The organism is Dokdonella sp. GW821-FHT11D02 (assembly GCF_058808595.1).
Genome location: NZ_CM179520.1, coordinates 3737877 through 3754651, shown reverse-complemented (window position 1 = coordinate 3754651; position 16775 = coordinate 3737877). Strand labels below are relative to the sequence as shown.

Here is a 16775-nt window from a genome sequence, read left to right as displayed (position 1 = left end):
CGCTCTTCTTCTGCCCGTCTACGCGGCGGATGCGCTGCGTTCGTCGTCGAGCGCCACGCGCCCGCGCAGCGAATTGGTCAGCGCTTCGGTGATGGTGACATCCACGAACTGGCCGATCAGGCGCGGCGGAGCGGGGAAGTTGACCGAGCGCATGTTCTCGGTCTTGCCGGTCAGTTCGCTCGGGTTCTTGCGGCTCGGGCCTTCGACCAGCACGCGCTGCACGCTGCCGATCATCGCTTCGCTGATCGTTTTCGCATTCGCGTTGAGCGCCGCTTGCAGGCGCTCGAGGCGCGCGTGCTTGATCGCAGCGGAGGTGTCGTCGGCGAGGTTCGCGGCCGGCGTGCCGGGGCGCTTGGAATAGATGAAGGAGAAGCTCTGGTCGAAGCCGACGTCGTCGATCAGCTTCATCGTCTTGTCGAAGTCGGCGTCGGTCTCGCCGGGGAAGCCGACGATGAAGTCCGAGGAGATGCAGATGTCCGGACGCACGGCGCGCAGCTTGCGGATCTTCTGCTTGAACTCGAGCGCGGTGTAGCCGCGCTTCATCGCGGCGAGGATGCGGTCGGAGCCGGACTGCACCGGCAGATGCAGATAGTCGGCGAGCTGGGGCACGTTCGCATAGGCCTCGACCAGGGAGTCGGAGAACTCCAGCGGATGCGAGGTGGTGAAGCGGATGCGGCCGATGCCGTCGATCTCGGCGATCGCGTGGATCAGCAAGCCCAGGTCGGCGGTGCCGCCCTCGTGCATCGCGCCGCGGTAGGCGTTGACGTTCTGGCCCAGCAGGTTGATCTCGCGCACGCCTTGTTCGGCCAGCGTCGCGATTTCGGTGACGACGTCGTCGAACGGCCGGCTGATCTCCTCGCCGCGCGTGTAGGGCACGACGCAGAACGAGCAGTACTTCGAGCAGCCTTCCATGATCGAGACGAACGCGCTCGGGCCCTCCGCGCGCGGCTCGGGCAGCTTGTCGAACTTCTCGATCTCAGGAAAAGAAATGTCGACCTGCGGCCGGCCGGTGCTGCGGCGCGCTTCGATCATCGCCGGCAGGCGGTGCAGGGTTTGCGGGCCGAACACGAGATCGACGAACGGCGCGCGCTTGACGATCGCTTCGCCCTCTTGGCTGGCGACGCAGCCGCCGACGCCGATCACCACCGCGCTGTTGGCGGCTTTCAGTTCGCGCCAGCGGCCGAGCTGGCTGAAAACCTTCTCCTGCGCCTTCTCGCGGATCGAGCAGGTGTTGATCAGGATCACGTCGGCCTCGGCCTCGTTCGCGGTCAGCTCGAGCCCGTGCGCGGCGGCGAGCACGTCGGCCATTTTGGCCGAGTCGTACTCGTTCATCTGGCAACCGTGGGTCTTGATGTAGAGCTTGCCGGACATGTGCACAAATCCTAGGAAGTTCACTAGTTTACGTGGTACAACCGCGCCTCGCCAAGCACGGCGCGAGGGTGGTCGCGTCGGGTTTCGGAAACAGTCGGCGGAAACTTCGTGCGGAAAAAGAGTTCCATAGCGCTCATGCTGCGATCGGTCGGATCCCTTTTCTGTTGTTTGGCGCTCGGCCTCGGTGCGTTCGCGTGCGCGCGGCCGGCCGCGGCCGGCGTGCTGTACCGCTGCGAAGCGAAGGACGGCGTGATCGCCTACACCAACAAGCCGGACGGCTTTCCCAAGTGCAAGGCGCTGTCGCATTACGCCGACAGCGCGCCGAAGAAGCCGACGCCGGTCGCGCCCGTCGTCGCAGCCGCACCCAAGCTGCGCACCTCGACCACGCAGCGCTGGGTGTACGAGGAGAATCCGCAGACTAAAGCAGATTTTTCCGCCGTCGTCGGCAGCGCCGCGGTCGACCCGCCCGGCGCGGCGCGCGCCTCGTTCGCTCTCGTGCGCGCCGGCGCGCAAAGCACCCAGCCGTTCGTGCCCGAGGATTTCTCCACCGTACTGGCCGATGTCGCCAGCAGCGCGGAGCTGGTCGGAACGCCGTCGTTCATCGCCGCGCCGTATCGGCCGCGGCCGAAGGCCAAGCAACCGGCGCGCGAGGTGGCCGCGTTCGTCGCGCCGGCGCCGTTGGTGAGCACCAAGATCGTGCGCGGCTCGGTCTATCGCGTGCAGCGCAACGACGGCATCGTCGAGTACACCAATGTGCGGCCGAAGGGCGGCGCGTTCGCGGTGCTGTTCACCTACATCGCGACCTGCGTCGCCTGCGATCTGCACTCGAAGATCGACTTCGCGCGCACCGCGCTCAATCTGGATGCGTACAAGAACGAGATCGCCGCGGCAGCCTCCGATTTCGGTCTCGACAGCGCGCTCCTGCGCGCGGTGATCCACGCCGAATCCGCGTTCAATCCGATGGCGATGTCGACCAAGGGCGCGCAAGGCTTGATGCAGCTGATGCCCGGCACCGCCAACGATCTCGGCGTGACGGACGCGTTCGACGTCGGCCAGAACATCCGCGGCGGCGCGCGTTATCTGTCGCAGCTGCTGCAAACCTTCAACGGCGACGCCCAGCTCGCCACCGCCGCGTATAACGCCGGCCCGGGCGCGGTGCAGCGTTATCGCGGCATCCCGCCCTACGACGAAACGCAGGTCTACGTGCAGCGCGTGGCGACGTTGCGGGACCGCTACTCCAAGGCCCTGTAAGTCAGACGCCCAGGCGCGTGGCGAGAAAGTCGAGAAAGACGCGCAGCTTCGGCGTCATCTGCTTCTGGCTCGGCCACAGCAACCAGAACTGACCGGACTGCGCCTCGTGGTTGGCCAGCACGCGCACCAGGGTGCCTTGCGCCAGCGCGTCGTCGACCAGGAAATTGACGCTGTAGACGATGCCGAGGCCGCGCAATGCCGCGTCGATCGCGGCCTCGCTGTTGCTGCAGATCAGGCTCACCGGCAGTTGCGGCGGACGCTCGCCGGGTTCGAGTTTGAGCGCCCATTCCTGCAGCTTGCCGCTGTGGGCGAAGCGGAAATGGATGCAGGCGTGCTTTTCCAGATCGGCTGGGCGCCTGGGCGTGCCGCGCTCGGCGAGGTAAGCCGGCGAGGCGCACAGACGGAAGCAGAACGGCATCAGCCGTCGCGCTTGCAGGCGTGAATCGGGCATCGCGCCGCTGCGGATGACCAGATCGAAACCGTCGGCGATCACATCGACCAGCTGGTCATCGAAATCCAGATCGAGCTCGACCGCCGGATAGCGCGCTAGAAATTCCGGCAGCACCGGCATCAGAAAGCGGTAGCCGGCCGTCGGCAGGCTCACGCGCAGGCGCCCGCGTGGGGCCTGCATCGCCTGGGTCAGCATCGCCTCGGTTTCGGCCAGTTCGTCGAGCAGCGGCCGGCAGCGCTCGTAGTACAGGCGGCCTTGTTCGGTCAGGCTGACGTTGCGCGTATTGCGTTCGAGCAGGCGCACGCCGAGTTCCGCCTCGAGCTTGGCCACGCTCTTGCCGACCGCCGAAGCGGAAACGCCGAGCAGGCGTGCGCTGGCGACGAAGCTGCGCGTCTCGGCGGTGCGTACGAAGGCGAGCAAGCTGCCGAACTTGTCCATCGGAAGGGCTGGGGTAGGGGATTGCGGCCGATTCTTCCATAAAGAACGGAAAGCCGGCCGGTTTTTCGGGCATTGCGGCATATATAGCCTGTCCGAACTTCCTTCGCTCCTGGACCGGCATGTCTTCCCTCCCCACGCCGCCGCACGAGACCGTGCGCGGGCGCCACGACCGCTATTTGATCCTCGCCGCCGTCTGCCTCGCCGGATTGGTGCTGCCCTTGAACTTCACCGGCCCGCCGATCGCGATTCCGGCGATCGCGCACGAACTCGGCGGCAGTCCGGCCGCGCTGAACTGGATGACGAACGCATTCATGCTCGGCTTCGGCAGCTGCCTGATGGCGGCCGGCGCGCTGGCCGATGCGATCGGGCGCAAGCGCGTGTTCGCGTTCGGCATCGTCGGCTTCGCGGCCGCTTCGCTCGCGCTCGTATTCGCACCGAACTTGCTCGTGCTCAATCTCTTGCGTGCCGCACAGGGCGTCGCCGCGGCGGCGGCGCTGGCCGGCGGCAACGCGGCGCTGGCGCAGGAATTTCATGGTCCGGCGCGGCTGCGCGCGTTCAGCCTGCTCGGCACCACGTTCGGCATCGGCCTCGCGTTCGGGCCGAGCTTGGCCGGCGCGCTGGTGCAGCATTCGGGTTGGCGCACGATCTTCGTTTCCAGTCTGCTGGTGGCGACGGCCGCGGCGGTATTCGGCGTGCCGCGTATGCGCGAGTCGCGCGACCCGGCCGCGGCCGGCATCGACTTGCCCGGCAGCTTGAGCTTCACCGCGATGCTGGCCGCCTTCACCGCCGGCGTGCTGCAGGCGCCCGAGTACGGCTGGTCGCATCCGCTGGTGCTGGCTGCGCTGATCGGCTCGGTCGTACTCCTCTTCTTGTTCTTGCGCATCGAACAGCGGGCGGCGCGGCCGATGCTGGATCTGGCGCTGTTCCGTTATCCGCGTTTCGTCGGCGCGCAATTGCTGCCGATCGGCACCGGCTTCTGCTATCTCGTGCTGATCGTGCTGCTGCCGGTGCGTCTGATCGGCGTCGACGGTTACGGCGCGTTCGACGCCGGCCTGCTGTTGGCCGCGCTGTCCGCGCCGATGCTGGTGGTGCCGTTCCTCGGCGCCGTGTTGAGTCATCGCATCGCGCCGGGCGTTCTGTGCAGCGCGGCCTTGCTGCTCTCGGCGCTCGGATTGCTGTGGCTGGCCGAACTCGCGGCCGGCGCGGCCGGTCCGGCTTGGATCGCGCCCCTGGCCCTGATCGGTATCGGCGCCGCGGTGCCGTGGGGACTGATGGACGGCCTCGCGATCAGCGTGGTGCCGAAGGAGCGCGCCGGCATGGCGGCCGGCATCTTCGGCGCGAGCCGGGTCGCCGGCGAGGGCATCGTGCTCGCGCTTGCCGCTGCCGCATTGGCGACCTTGCTGGGATGGCGCTTGCATGCGGCGCTGCCTGGGGTCGGCGATGCCGCGGCCGCGTTGCAGCGGCTTTCGATCGCCGATCTTGCTGGTGCGGGACAGGCGCTCGGTGCCGACGTCGAAACGGCGACCCTGGCGCAGCTCTATGCGGGAGCGTCGAGCGGATTGATCTATGCGCTGGCGGTCGCGACCGCGATCACGGCCGTGCTCGTGTTGCTATTGCTCGGTACCTCGGCAGCGCATCCGGCGGTCGAAACCGAAGCGGCGCGCGAAACGGATGCGGACGACAGCGACGTGCGCGCGGCTCCCTGCGAAGCGTGAATGCTTCGCTGCGGCGATCCTGCGCTCAGGCGCCGACCGTGCTCGGCGCCGGCCGCTGCGCCAAGGTCACGTCGATCGCGAACGGCACGTTGTTGCGCATCCCCTCCAGGCGCACCTTGGTACCGGGTGCGAGCGTCGCCTCGCGGTTGCGCAGGTCGATCTGGTCGACGATCGCGCTGCCGTCGAGCTTGAGCAAGAGGTCGTACGGCTGCAGTCCGGCCTGTGCGGCCGGGCTTTCGGGCACGACGCGCGTGACCACCACGCCTTGCGGACGCGAGGTGGCGCCGTTCGGCGGCGGAATGTCGAGGTAGTCGGTGCCGATCCAGCCGCGGATCACGCGGCCGTGCTGGACGATCTGCTCGAGCACGGCTTTGGCGGTGGTGACCGGAATCGCGAAGCCGATGCCTTCGGCGCCGGGCGAATAGGCGCCGCGCGAGTCGGCGGTCGGCGTGCGCGGGTAGACCGCGGTATTGATGCCGACCAGCTCGCCGGCCGCGTTGACCAGGGCGCCGCCGGAGTTGCCGGCGTTGATGGCGGCGTCGGTCTGGATGAAGTCTTCGTAGGCCGACATCTTCAATTGGCGGCCGGTCGCGCTGACGATGCCCATGGTGACGGTCTTGCCGAGGCCGACCGGATTACCGATCGCGAGCACGACGTCGCCGACGTCGGCGATCTTGTCGTCCGGCACGGCGATCTCGGGCAGGCTGCCGGCGTCGATCTTCAGCACGGCGAGATCGGTTTCGACGTCGCTGCCGATGATCTGCGCCTTGGAGACGCGGCCGTCGTCGAGCAGCACCTGGATGTCGTCGGCGCCGTTGATGACGTGGTTGTTCGTCAGTACGTAACCGTCGGAGCTGAAGATCACGCCGGAGCCGAGGCTGCGATCGAGGCGCTTCTCCCACGGACCTGCGAAGCCGCGCAGACCGAGCAGGCGCTGCGCCAACGGATCGAGCGGAACGACCTGGCGTTGGATGCGCGTGCGGTTCGCGTAGATGTTGACGACCGCCGGCGACGCACGCGCGACCGCATCGGCGTAGGAGAACGGGCCGTGGCGCAATGTCGCATCGGAGAACAGAGCCGTGCCGTTGCCCTGCAAGGCGCCGCGCAGACGTCCGGCCAACCCCGGCGCGAGGAAGCCGATCACGAACGCGAGCGCGAGCCCGATCACGGCGAAACGCGCAACGAAAGCGAGGGTTTGGGAATAGCTGCGACTGCGCATGATGTCCGGTGTCGGGTGTCGCGATCCGCGTGCGATTGCGTCGTCGGCAAGCGGCGTTGCGACCGCCTGCACGGGCCGCGATGGCGCACGACTTCGATTGTGCGGTGTAGGGGCGTTCGTTAAACTAACACGATTTTCCGGCTCGCCCCAGCGACCTGAGGCGCGCCGCAAAGGCCGCTATCGGCGCGTTCAGGGCGGCGCATCTGAAAGGTTTTGATCCTCTTGCAAGGTGCGGCCAGGACGGCCGCTCTTTACTCGCGGTCAGGGAAGGCCGCACAAGTATCGAGGTGCGGATGGCAAACGATGCTGCTGTGGTGGACCAGGGGCGCCGCCGATTCCTGACCGCGACGACTTCGGTCGTCGGGGGCGCGGGCGTCGTGCTCGCGGCGATTCCTTTCCTCAAGTCGTGGGAGCCGAGCGTGGCGGCGAAGACCGCCGGCGCGCCGGTATTGGCCGATATCAGCAAGATCGAGCCGGGCCAGAAGGTCACGTTCGCGTGGCGCGGCCTGCCGGTGTTCGTGGTCAATCGCACCAAGGAGCAGCTCGACTCGCTGCCCGGCGAAGACACGCATCTGCGCGATCCGAAGTCGGATAACACGGCGCAGCAGCCGGAGTACGCCAAGAACGAGCACCGCTCGATCAAGCCGGAATGGCTGGTGGTGACCGGCATCTGCACGCACCTGGGCTGCGTGCCGGACTTCTTCCCCGAGCTCAAGCCCGAGCCGTTCGATCCGAACTGGAAGGGCGGCTTCTACTGCCCCTGCCACAAGTCGCGCTACGACATGGCCGGTCGCGTGTTCGACGGCGTGCCGGCGCCGGCCAACCTGCCGGTTCCGCCGTATCACTTCGTCGACGATACGCACATCCTGATCGGCGTCGATCCGGGCAAGGAGGCTGCGTAATGGGCACCACGATGACGCGGCTGCAGAGCAAGAACCGCCTGGTCAACTGGATCGAGGACCGCCTGCCGGTTTTCTCTTTCCTCAACGCGCACACCAGCGGTTACTACGCACCGAAGAATTTCAATCTTTGGTACTACTTCGGCTCGCTCGCCTTGCTGGTGCTGGTCAATCAGATCCTGACCGGCATCTTCCTGACCATGAACTACAAGCCGAGCGCGGCCGAAGTCGCGCCCGGCGTGACGGCCGCGTTCGCTTCGGTCGAGTACATCATGCGCGACGTCAGCTGGGGCTGGCTGATCCGCTACATGCATTCGACCGGTGCCTCGCTGTTCTTCGTGGTGGTCTACCTGCACATGTTCCGCGGCCTGATGTACGGCTCCTACAAGAAGCCGCGCGAGCTGGTCTGGATCCTCGGCATGCTGATCTTCCTGGTGCTGATGGCCGAGGCCTTCATGGGCTACGTGCTGCCATGGGGCAACATGTCGTTCTGGGGCGCGAAGGTGATCATCTCGCTGTTCGGCACGATTCCGTGGATCGGCAGTTCGCTGGTCGAATGGATCATGGGCGACTACCTGCCCGCCGATGCCACGCTGAACCGCTTCTTCGCCCTGCACGTGATCGCGCTGCCGCTGGTGCTGCTGCTGTTGGTCGTGCTGCATCTGGCCGCGCTGCACGAAGTCGGCTCGAACAATCCGGACGGCGTCGAAATCAAGGAAAAGAAGAAGCCCGACGGCACTCCGCTCGACGGCATCGCGTTCCATCCGTACTACACGGTGAAGGACATCTTCGGCACCGGCTTCTTCCTTTTGATCGCCGCGTTCATCGTGTTCTACGCGCCGACCTTCGGCGGCTGGTTCCTCGAGCACGACAACTTCATTCCGGCCAACAATCTCGCCACGCCCGAGCACATCAAGCCGGTGTGGTACTTCACGCCGTTCTACGCGATCTTGCGCATGGTGCCGTCGTTCTTCGGTACCGCGATCTGGGGCGTGATCGCGATGTTCGCCGCGATCGCCTTGCTGTTCCTGATGCCGTGGCTCGATCGCGGCTTGGTCAAGTCGGTGCGCTACCGCGGCGTCGGCTACAAGGTTGCGCTCGGCCTGTTCGCGCTGTCGTTCGTGATGCTCGGCGCGGTCGGCGCCGGCGTCTCGGCCGAGATGATTCCGAAGCTGTTCGGTGCCGCTGCCGACGCCACTTCGATCGAGAACCTGTTCGGCCGCTTCTGGACCCTCGTCTACTTCGGGTTCTTCGTGTTCCTGTGGGCCTACACGCGCTTCGGCTTCGAGAAGACCAGGCCGGTGCCGGACCGGGTGACGACGCATGACTGAGACACCCGCCATGAAAAGCTCCGTGTTCGCCAAACTCGCCGCCGCTGCCGTCGCCTTTCTGATGACGCTCGGCGTCGCCCAGGCCTCCGAAGGCGGCGGCTTGCAGTACGCCGGGACCAGCCTCAACGACGTCGCTTCGATGCAGCGCGGCGCGCGGCTGTTCTTCAACTACTGCTCGGGCTGCCATTCCCTGCAGTACCTACGCTATTCGCGCATCGCCGAGGATCTGCAGCTGGATCCGAAGGAAGTCGAGAAGAATCTCGTCTTCACCGGCGTCAAGGTCGGCGAGCACGCCAACAACCACATGCCGCCGGCCGACGGCAGCAAGTGGTTCGGCAAGGCGCCGCCCGATCTCAGCCTGGAGGCGCGTTCGAAGGGAACGGACTGGATCTATACGTACCTGAAGTCCTTCTACCTCGATCCGACCCGGCCGCTGGGCTGGAACAACACCGTGTTCGCGAACGCTTCGATGCCCAACCCGCTGTGGGAGCTGCAAGGCATCCAGGTCGCCGTGCCGAAGGCGGCCGAGGGCGGCCACGAGGCCGGCATCGAGCGGCTCGATCTCCGCACCCCGGGCCGGCAGACGCCGGAGCAGTTCGACCAGACCGTGCGCGACATCACCGCCTTCCTGCAGTACGCGGCCGAACCGGCGGCGCTCAAGCGCGAAGCGATGGGCGTCTGGGTGCTGCTCTATCTGGCGCTGTTCACCTTCATCGCCTATCTGCTCAAGCACGAGTTCTGGAAAGACGTGCATTGAGTCCGCGCGGGGCCCGGCCCCGCGCCCGTTCCGTGCCCGGCGCGTCTGTGCCGGGCAGCGCGACCTGCTTCCCTCTCCGTCTCCCATCCCCCCCAATCCGCCCGCCTAGGCGTGTGCGCGGTGCCGTAGTACATTTTGTTGGATTGGGGTTATGCTCCGGCGAGGGGGGACGGAGGGGGATGACGGAATGGCCTTGAACCAGCGCTCACGTACCATCTTGACCCTGTATTCGGCGCGCGACAGCGTGCATTGTCACCGCGTCCGCATGACCTTGGCGGCCAAGGGCGTGACCTACGATCACATCGTGGTCGACCTCGACAACCCGCCCGAAGACCTGATCGATCTCAATCCTTACAACTCGGTGCCGACCCTGGTCGATCGCGACCTGGTCCTGTACGACACCAGTGTCATCTGCGAATACCTCGACGAGCGCTACCCGCATCCGCCGCTGATGCCGGTCGACCCGATGTCGCGCGCGCGCCTGCGCCTGGCGATGGTGCGCGTGGAGAACGACTGGCTGACCCTGGTCGAGCAGATCGAAGCCGGCGGCAAACCGGCCGACGTCGCGCGCAAGGCCTTACGCGACGATCTGGTCAAGAACGCGTCCGCGTTCAAAGCCTCCAAATTCTTCCTCAGTCCCGAAATCAGCCTCGCCGACTGTGCGTTGGCGCCTTTGATCTGGCGCCTCGACTCGCTCGGCGTGCAGTTGCCGCGCGAGGCGCAGGCGATCGTCGATTACGGCGAGCGCATTTTCCGCAGCCAAGGCTTCGCCCGCAGCATGACGGCTGAGGAGAAAGCGTTGCGTCCTTGAGGCGAGTTAGGGAAACTCGCCGACCCCGTCAACGAGTCGAACGCCATGTCCTCGACCAGCATGACGTCCAACCGCCCGTACTTGTTGCGCGCGCTGTACGAATGGATCAGCGACAACGGCCTGACGCCGTACCTCCTGGTCGACGCCGCCATCGAAGGCGTGCGCGTGCCGCCGGGCGCGGCCAAGGACGGGCGCGTCGTGCTGAACGTCGTCGCGCGCGCGGTCAGCCAGTTCGAGATCAGCAACGATCACGTCACTTTTCTGGCCCGCTTCGGCGGCGTCAGCCAGTCTGTTTACGTGCCGATGGGTGCCGTGCTGGCGATCTACGCGCAGGAGAACGGCCAGGGCATGATGTTCTCGGCCGACAATTCGCCAACCGACCCGCCGCCGCCGGCACCGCAGCCGGACGAGGCACCGAAGCGGCCGCATTTGCGCGTGATCAAGTAGCCGGGATTGGGGATTCGGGATTGGGGATTGGGTAAAAACGAGAGGCGAGTTCGCTCGATCGCGTACGCAGTCGATTGGACGTGTCGGCTTTGGAGCTTGATGCTCGTCCCGAATCCCGAATCCCGAATCCCGAATCCCGAATCCCGGCACTCACTCCACCAAGCGCAGATGATTCGGCCGCGCCAGCGCGGCAGCCGCGGCCTTCTCGCCGAGCGGCAGGCTCCAGGCTTCGAGGCGATGGCCGTTCAGGTCGAGGTGGCCGCGATGGCGGTCGCTGCCGTCCAGGCTGATGTCGAACTGGTAGCGGCGGATCAAGGTCGGCAATCCGGCGCGGCGCGCCAGGCGCAGACGCTTGAGCGAGACGCTCTGGTCGAGCAGCTGCACGCCGGCTTCGCCGCACAGTTGGCGGCCGTGACGAATCGCCAGTTCGCGCGAACGCAGGGCGTCCATCCAGGCCCATATGGCCAGGGCGATCAAGAGCAGTAGAAGCCAGGTTCCGAGCATCGGACCAGTGTGGGGACGTCCGCTGCCGCTGACAAGTGCGCTCTCAGGGCGGCGCGATTTCGATCCGCATCGACAGATCGACCGCGCGCACGTGCTTGGTCAGCGCGCCGATCGAGACGAAGTCGACGCCGGTCTCGGCGATCGCGCGTACGCGGTCGAGCGCGACCGAGCCGGACACTTCCAACGGTACGCGCCCGCCGACTTCGGTGACTGCTTGCGCGAGTTCGTGCAGCTCGAATTCGTCGAGCATGATGCGGTCGGCGCCGGCGGCGAGCGCTTCGCGCAGCTCGGCGAAGTTCTCGACCTCGGTCTCGACCAACAGACCCGGATGCAAGGCGCGCGCACGCTGCACCGCGGCGGCGATCGAACCGGTCGCGGCGATGTGGTTCTCCTTGATCAGCACCGCGTCGAACAGGCCGATGCGATGATTGCGGCCGCCACCGACGCGCACCGCGTACTTCTGCGCGGCGCGCAGGCCGGGCAGGGTCTTGCGCGTATCTAGCACGGTCGTGCGCGTGCCGCGTGCGGCGTCGACGTAGGCCGCGGTCGCGGTGGCCGTGCCGGACAAGGTCTGCAGGAAGTTCAGCGCGGTGCGCTCGCCCGTGACCAGGCTGCGCGCGGCGCCTTCGATCTTGCACAGCACGCTGCCGGCGGCGACGCGTTCGCCGTCGCGCACGCGCCATTCGATGCGCGCCGAGGCGTCGATTTGACGAAAGCATTCGTCGACCCAGGCGGTACCGCAGAGCACGGCCGCTTCGCGCGTGATCACGCGTGCGCGTGCGTAGGCGCCGGACGGCAACAAGTCGGCGGTGACGTCGCCGGTGCCGATGTCCTCGGCCAGCGCGCGGCGGACGTCGCCTTCGATCGTGTCCTGCGGAGGAAGCGTCGGAGAATCGGTGCTCAAGGCGTGCACTCGGCGGCTCTCGGGGCGCCGAGCATATAGCAGCGGCGGCGCGCGGAGAAACCCTGCCGTAAGGCTCAGTCGGTGCCGGCCACCGGTGCGGCCGGCGCTTCGTGCGCGTTGCGCAGGCGCGCGACGATCGCATCCAGCGCGCGGTCGAACAGCGGTACTTCTTCCAGCACGATCGCGCTGCCGCGGCGCAGTTCGATCGCCAGCGCGTTGACGGTCTTGTCGCAGACCTTCAATCCACGCCGGTTGACGAAAAGATATTTCGAGCTGATCGGGCTGATCCAGGACAGCTTGGCGCGCTCGCGCTGCTCGTCTGCACCGACGAATTCGATCCAGGTGCCGACCTTGAGTTCGCGCACGTTGCGCACGAATTCGTCGTCGTCGGCCAGCGGCTCGGCTTGCGCTTCCGGTTCGGCGTTGCCCGAACTCAGCACGATCTCCTCGACCGGGCTGTGCGGTGCGCTCGGCGCCGCCGCTGCGCTGTCGCCGTCGGCGGCCGACGCGGCGGCATCGGCCGCCGGGGCGAGGTTGCCGGTGATGACGTCCTTCGCGCTGCGCGTCTCGACTTTCTGGCCGTCGAGCAAGCGGCGGTAGAACTGCGACAACTCCTGCATCAACTGGCGCACGTCGCTGTCGTGATAGGCGACCGTGGCGAGACCGTGACGCAGCGCCTTCTCCAGTTGCGGCAACAAGGCGCGCAGGCGCGTGTGCTCGCTCTCGCTGGTCTTGGGTTGCGCACTCCAGACGAATTCGTCGGCGAAGCGCAGCGCGTTCTTCCACTCGTCCGATTCTTCGCCCTGGCGCAGCAGGATCAGCACCAGATAGTTCGCCCACGGCCGCGACAGCACGCTGTGCACGACCGGCGGCAGATCACGATCTTCGATGCGCTTCAAGATTTCGCGCGCGGAGACGCGGCGCGCCTCTTGCAGTTTTTCGCGTCCGCGCGTGGCTTCGGCGGCACGCTGCTCGGCAAGGTCGGCGCGCTTGTGATGCTGCTCGATGAAATCGGTGAAGGCGCCCAGTTCGCGCTCGAACACACCGACGTCGTCGTCGAAATCGCCGAGCACGGTATGCACCGACGACTTGATGCGGTCGTACAGGCGATGGTCGCGGTCGGCCTCTTCCGACCAGCTCTTGCCGGCCTCGGCCAGGCTGTCGAGCAGGCGCCGCGCCGGATGCGCCTTCTGCGCGAACAGGTGCTTGTCGAGAATCGCGACCTTCAGATACGGAATTTGCAGGCGGCCGAGCAGAGCCTGCACCTGCGCCGGCAGGTTGCGGTCCTGCAGGATGTATTCGAACAGCATGCCGACCAGGTCGATCGTGTCTTCATCGGCGCTGGAGACGCGGCGTTCCTTGGCGTCGTCGGACAGCCGGTGCACCTGATCCATCAGCTCGCGCTTGAGCTGCTGCACAGCTTGCGCCGCGTCGGTGGCGCTGTCGGCCTGCGCGCGCACGGCCATCGACTGGTTCTGCAGAATCGTCAGCGCGCTGAGCAGGTCGGTCGGACTCAGGCCGGGCATGCCGCCGCCACCGCCGATGCCGGCCGCCGCGTAGTCGTTTCCGCCGCGGCGGCCTGCGAGCAGGGAGCGCAGCGTGTTGTAGATCTCGATCTGCAGTTCGCTCGCCGCCGTCGGCGCGTAATAAGCGGCGGCGCCGGCATCGCCGAGCGCTTCGGTCCCGATCGGTGCCGAGGCACCGGGCGGCAGCGGCGGACGCGAACCGTGCGGCAGGGTGTGCCGCACTTGCGGCAGCACGCCGGCGCGAATCAACTCGATGTTGACCTCGTCGTAGATCGGCTCGAGGCCGGCCATCACGTAGCGGTCGAACAGCTTGTAGACGATCAGCTTGACCTGGACGTTGACCTCGAATTCGCGCACCGCCTGGCGGAACGCATGGCCCAGTGCAGCCGGACCGATCGGATTGTTGGCGTCCTCGACCTTGCCGCCGCCGATGATGACCGACAGGCGCTGGTTGAGCTGGTACAGCGCGCGGGTCAGACGGTTCTCCGCCTTCGCCACCATGCTGGTCACTGCCAGCGACTCTTCCAGTTCCTGGTCGTCGACCAGCGACAAACCGGCGTTGGCCGGCTGCGGCGCGATTTCCGGGCGCGCCGGGCGCAGCTTGCCTTCGGCGAATTCGCCGAACGCTTTGGTCGCGTGTTCCTGGAACAGGCGATCGACCAGCTGGCGTTTCTTGCGCACTTCGCGCATGCCGTCGAAGTACTCGGTCTGCACCGCATTGCTGCCGGCGCGCTCGGCCAGATCGAACAGGGCGTCGTCGACGTTCTCGAACAAGGTGCCGACCAGGCTGTTGATGCGCTTGAGCGAGATGCCGCGCACCAGCTTCAACAGATCGCCGAGACGATCATTGCCGGCCGCCGCGCCGAGTTGGCGCTGCTGCAGGTCGACGACATTGGGTGGATCGTTGGCGGGATTCATGGTGCGATTCCTACGTCGTCGCCGACGGCCCCTGGGCGCACTGGCTGAATGCTCCGACAGTGCGCGTCGCGGCGCTGTGAACGCCGTCACGCAAGGGCGCCTGTGAATGTGTCATGGGCGCGGAAAGTCGGCCAGCTGCGTCGTCGCGATCGATTCGTCGGCGAGCATCACGGGGATGTCGTCGTCGAGGCGATAGATGGTGCGTCCGTCGCGCGTGATCAGGCCGGCGGCCAGCGTCTGCGCGACGCGCGTACCGGCGTGATTGTGCACCTCGCCGGCGCCGATGGTGTGGTTCAACGCCGCCAGTTCCGTCTCGGTCAACGCGCGCAGCGGCGCCTTGGTGATCGGGCAGCAGAGGATGTCGAGCAAACGCTTGTCCATGAGGAATCCGGCAACGGCGCCGCGCGGTAGCCGGCGCGAATGTGCGTACAATATCCATTTGCACGTGCCACGGCCATGACAGAGCGCCCACGAATCGGTGTCGTGATGGGTTCCCGTTCGGATTGGGACACGATGCGCCACGCGGTGGAGACGCTCGAACGCCTCGATGTCGCGCACGAAGTGCGCGTGGTGTCGGCGCATCGCACGCCGGACTTGTTGTTCGACTATGCGCAGAGCGCGGTCGAGCGCGGGCTCGGCGCGATCATCGCCGGCGCCGGCGGCGCCGCGCACCTGCCCGGCATGCTCGCCGCGAAGACGCGCGTACCGGTGCTCGGCGTGCCGGTGCAGTCGCATGCGCTGAACGGCATGGACTCGCTGCTGTCGATCGTGCAGATGCCGGCCGGCATTCCGGTCGCGACGTTCGCGATCGGCCGTGCCGGTGCGATCAATGCCGCGCTGTGCGCAGCGGCGATGCTCGCCCATGCCGACGCCGCGCTGGCCGGGCGGCTCGATGCGTTCCGGCGCGAGCAGACCGAGACCGTCTTGGCCAATCCCGATCCGCGCGAACCGGCATGAGCGCGTACACCGTAGGGCTGCCGCCTCTCCTGCCAGCAGGAGAGGAAGAAGGACGTATCGATATCGTGCGGGTTTGCCTGCACCGACGTTGCAACAGGGGCGAGTCAGCTAAGTCATGCAGACGATAGGTATCTTGGGCGGCGGCCAGCTCGCCCGCATGCTGGCCCTGGCCGGTGCGCCGTTGGGCTTACGCTTCCTCGTCGTCGACAGCGCGGAAGACGCCTGCGCCGGTCAGGTCGCGCCGCTCTTGCGCGCGGACTGGCGTGATTTCGACAAGCTCGCCGATTTCGCCGCACGCGTCGACGTCGCTACGTTCGATTTCGAGAACGTGCCGGCCGAAACCGCGCATTGGCTGACCGAGCACGTGCCGGTCTTCCCCAATCCGCGTGCGCTTGCGACCTCGCAGGATCGCCTCGCCGAGAAGACGCTGTTCGGCCGCATCGGTCTCGACACGCCGGCTTTCGCCGCGGTCGACAGCCGCGACGACCTGGCGCGCGCGCTCGAACGCATCGGTACACCGGCGATCCTGAAAACGCGCCGGCTCGGCTACGACGGCAAAGGGCAGTTCCGCTTGAAGTCGGCGGCCGATGTCGATGCAGCCTGGGTCGCGCTCGGCGGCGCGCCTTCGATCCTCGAAGCGTTCGTGCCGTTCGAGCGCGAACTGTCGGTGATCGCGGTGCGCTCGCGCGAGGGTGAGTTCCGCACCTATCCATTGACTCAGAACTGGCATTCCGACGGCATTCTTTCGGCCAGTCTCGCGCCGGCGCCCGACAGCGACGCGTTGGCGCCGCTCGCGTACGCGCATGCGCGACGCCTTGCCGAGGAACTCGACTACGTCGGCACCTTCGCGCTCGAATTGTTCGTGCAGGGCGGCAAGCTGCTCGGCAACGAGATGGCGCCGCGCGTGCACAACTCCGGTCACTGGACCATCGAAGGCGCGCCGGCCAGCCAGTTCGAAAATCACCTGCGTGCCGTACTCGGCTTGCCGCTCGGCGACACCAGCGCGCTCGATCTGCACGTCATGCTGAATTGGGTCGGCGAGCTGCCGAACGCGAAGCCGATCCTGGCCGAACCGCGCGCGCACTGGCACGACTACGGCAAGAGCGCGCGGGCGGGGCGCAAGGTCGGGCATGCGACGGTTTGCGCGAGAAATCCGGCGGAATTGCGCGAGCGCCTGACGCGGATCGGGCTGGCGCTCGGGCGTGAGGGGCAGGTCGCGCCGGTGCTTTCCGTGTTGGAAGGTCGATCCTAAGAGGCGGTCGAGCGACCGCGCGAA

General features: G+C 66.9%; 16 protein-coding genes. 9 read left to right on the top strand and 7 right to left on the bottom strand.

Annotated features, from left to right (window positions below; genetic code table 11):
• Positions 1-18: 18 nt before the first annotated feature.
• A complete protein-coding gene (gene miaB, locus AC3QL3_RS16155) occupies positions 19-1371 on the bottom strand; it encodes a tRNA (N6-isopentenyl adenosine(37)-C2)-methylthiotransferase MiaB (protein ID WP_492895105.1) in 1353 nt (450 codons plus the stop codon).
• Positions 1372-1539: 168 nt separating this feature from the next.
• Here miaB and AC3QL3_RS16150 point away from each other — a divergent pair, with 168 nt between their 5' ends.
• A complete protein-coding gene (locus AC3QL3_RS16150; RefSeq protein ID WP_492895104.1) occupies positions 1540-2622 on the top strand; it encodes a lytic transglycosylase domain-containing protein in 1083 nt (360 codons plus the stop codon).
• Position 2623: 1 nt separating this feature from the next.
• Here AC3QL3_RS16150 and AC3QL3_RS16145 read toward each other — a convergent pair whose 3' ends face one another.
• On the bottom strand, positions 2624-3511 hold the full coding sequence (locus tag AC3QL3_RS16145) for a LysR family transcriptional regulator (RefSeq protein WP_492895103.1): 888 nt from the start codon (positions 3509-3511) through the stop codon (positions 2624-2626).
• Between the two features lie 119 nt (positions 3512-3630).
• On the opposite strand from AC3QL3_RS16145, the gene AC3QL3_RS16140 reads away from it, so the two are divergent.
• Positions 3631-5226, top strand: coding sequence for an MFS transporter (locus AC3QL3_RS16140; protein ID WP_492895102.1), 1596 nt, complete (start codon positions 3631-3633; stop codon positions 5224-5226).
• A 25-nt stretch (positions 5227-5251) separates the two neighbouring features.
• Here AC3QL3_RS16140 and AC3QL3_RS16135 read toward each other — a convergent pair whose 3' ends face one another.
• On the bottom strand, positions 5252-6445 hold the full coding sequence (locus AC3QL3_RS16135; RefSeq protein WP_492895101.1) for a S1C family serine protease: 1194 nt from the start codon (positions 6443-6445) through the stop codon (positions 5252-5254).
• 293 nt (positions 6446-6738) lie between these two features.
• Between AC3QL3_RS16135 and petA the strand changes: the two genes are divergently transcribed.
• The 5 genes from petA (at position 6739) to AC3QL3_RS16110 (ending at position 10690) form a co-directional block, all read left to right on the top strand.
• The gene (petA, locus tag AC3QL3_RS16130; RefSeq protein ID WP_492895100.1) at positions 6739-7347 is read left to right on the top strand and encodes a ubiquinol-cytochrome c reductase iron-sulfur subunit; all 609 of its coding nucleotides are present in this window, start codon (positions 6739-6741) and stop codon (positions 7345-7347) included.
• A 38-nt stretch (positions 7348-7385) separates the two neighbouring features.
• Entirely contained in the window at positions 7386-8675 is a 1290-nt protein-coding gene (locus AC3QL3_RS16125) for a cytochrome b (protein WP_492898957.1), read from the top strand.
• A 10-nt stretch (positions 8676-8685) separates the two neighbouring features.
• Positions 8686-9432: a cytochrome c1 gene (locus tag AC3QL3_RS16120; protein WP_492895099.1), complete on the top strand. Its 747-nt coding sequence runs from the start codon at positions 8686-8688 to the stop codon at positions 9430-9432.
• 187 nt (positions 9433-9619) lie between these two features.
• Complete coding sequence (locus tag AC3QL3_RS16115; protein WP_492895098.1) at positions 9620-10243, top strand: glutathione S-transferase N-terminal domain-containing protein; 624 nt, start codon at positions 9620-9622, stop codon at positions 10241-10243.
• 45 nt (positions 10244-10288) lie between these two features.
• Positions 10289-10690: a ClpXP protease specificity-enhancing factor gene (locus tag AC3QL3_RS16110; protein ID WP_492895097.1), complete on the top strand. Its 402-nt coding sequence runs from the start codon at positions 10289-10291 to the stop codon at positions 10688-10690.
• A 150-nt stretch (positions 10691-10840) separates the two neighbouring features.
• On the opposite strand, the gene AC3QL3_RS16105 is transcribed toward AC3QL3_RS16110, so the two are convergent.
• The 4 genes from AC3QL3_RS16105 to AC3QL3_RS16090 all read right to left on the bottom strand — a co-directional run bounded on the left by AC3QL3_RS16105 (position 10841) and on the right by AC3QL3_RS16090 (position 14923).
• Positions 10841-11194 (bottom strand): DUF3301 domain-containing protein, encoded by a 354-nt coding sequence (locus AC3QL3_RS16105; protein ID WP_492895096.1) that lies wholly within the window; start codon positions 11192-11194, stop codon positions 10841-10843.
• Positions 11195-11237: 43 nt separating this feature from the next.
• Entirely contained in the window at positions 11238-12098 is an 861-nt protein-coding gene (nadC, locus tag AC3QL3_RS16100; protein ID WP_492895095.1) for a carboxylating nicotinate-nucleotide diphosphorylase, read from the bottom strand.
• A 74-nt stretch (positions 12099-12172) separates the two neighbouring features.
• Entirely contained in the window at positions 12173-14542 is a 2370-nt protein-coding gene (locus AC3QL3_RS16095) for a DUF1631 domain-containing protein (RefSeq protein ID WP_492895094.1), read from the bottom strand.
• Positions 14543-14653: 111 nt separating this feature from the next.
• Positions 14654-14923: a Trm112 family protein gene (locus tag AC3QL3_RS16090; RefSeq protein WP_492895093.1), complete on the bottom strand. Its 270-nt coding sequence runs from the start codon at positions 14921-14923 to the stop codon at positions 14654-14656.
• Between the two features lie 105 nt (positions 14924-15028).
• Here AC3QL3_RS16090 and purE point away from each other — a divergent pair, with 105 nt between their 5' ends.
• Entirely contained in the window at positions 15029-15499 is a 471-nt protein-coding gene (gene purE, locus AC3QL3_RS16085) for a 5-(carboxyamino)imidazole ribonucleotide mutase (RefSeq protein WP_492895092.1), read from the top strand.
• A 115-nt stretch (positions 15500-15614) separates the two neighbouring features.
• Entirely contained in the window at positions 15615-16751 is a 1137-nt protein-coding gene (locus tag AC3QL3_RS16080; protein WP_492895091.1) for a 5-(carboxyamino)imidazole ribonucleotide synthase, read from the top strand.
• The last annotated feature ends 24 nt before the right edge of the window (positions 16752-16775 follow it).

Coding starts and splice junctions, on each gene's coding strand:
- petA (WP_492895100.1), top strand. CDS start 6,739: ATGGCAAACGATGCTGCTGTGGTGGACCAGGGGCGCCGCCGATTCCTG.
- miaB (WP_492895105.1), bottom strand. CDS start 1,371: ATGTCCGGCAAGCTCTACATCAAGACCCACGGTTGCCAGATGAACGAG.
- AC3QL3_RS16145 (WP_492895103.1), bottom strand. CDS start 3,511: ATGGACAAGTTCGGCAGCTTGCTCGCCTTCGTACGCACCGCCGAGACG.
- purE (WP_492895092.1), top strand. CDS start 15,029: ATGGGTTCCCGTTCGGATTGGGACACGATGCGCCACGCGGTGGAGACG.
- AC3QL3_RS16115 (WP_492895098.1), top strand. CDS start 9,620: ATGGCCTTGAACCAGCGCTCACGTACCATCTTGACCCTGTATTCGGCG.
- AC3QL3_RS16140 (WP_492895102.1), top strand. CDS start 3,631: ATGTCTTCCCTCCCCACGCCGCCGCACGAGACCGTGCGCGGGCGCCAC.
- AC3QL3_RS16120 (WP_492895099.1), top strand. CDS start 8,686: ATGAAAAGCTCCGTGTTCGCCAAACTCGCCGCCGCTGCCGTCGCCTTT.
- AC3QL3_RS16095 (WP_492895094.1), bottom strand. CDS start 14,542: ATGAATCCCGCCAACGATCCACCCAATGTCGTCGACCTGCAGCAGCGC.
- AC3QL3_RS16135 (WP_492895101.1), bottom strand. CDS start 6,445: ATGCGCAGTCGCAGCTATTCCCAAACCCTCGCTTTCGTTGCGCGTTTC.
- AC3QL3_RS16080 (WP_492895091.1), top strand. CDS start 15,615: ATGCAGACGATAGGTATCTTGGGCGGCGGCCAGCTCGCCCGCATGCTG.
- AC3QL3_RS16090 (WP_492895093.1), bottom strand. CDS start 14,923: ATGGACAAGCGTTTGCTCGACATCCTCTGCTGCCCGATCACCAAGGCG.
- AC3QL3_RS16110 (WP_492895097.1), top strand. CDS start 10,289: ATGTCCTCGACCAGCATGACGTCCAACCGCCCGTACTTGTTGCGCGCG.
- AC3QL3_RS16105 (WP_492895096.1), bottom strand. CDS start 11,194: ATGCTCGGAACCTGGCTTCTACTGCTCTTGATCGCCCTGGCCATATGG.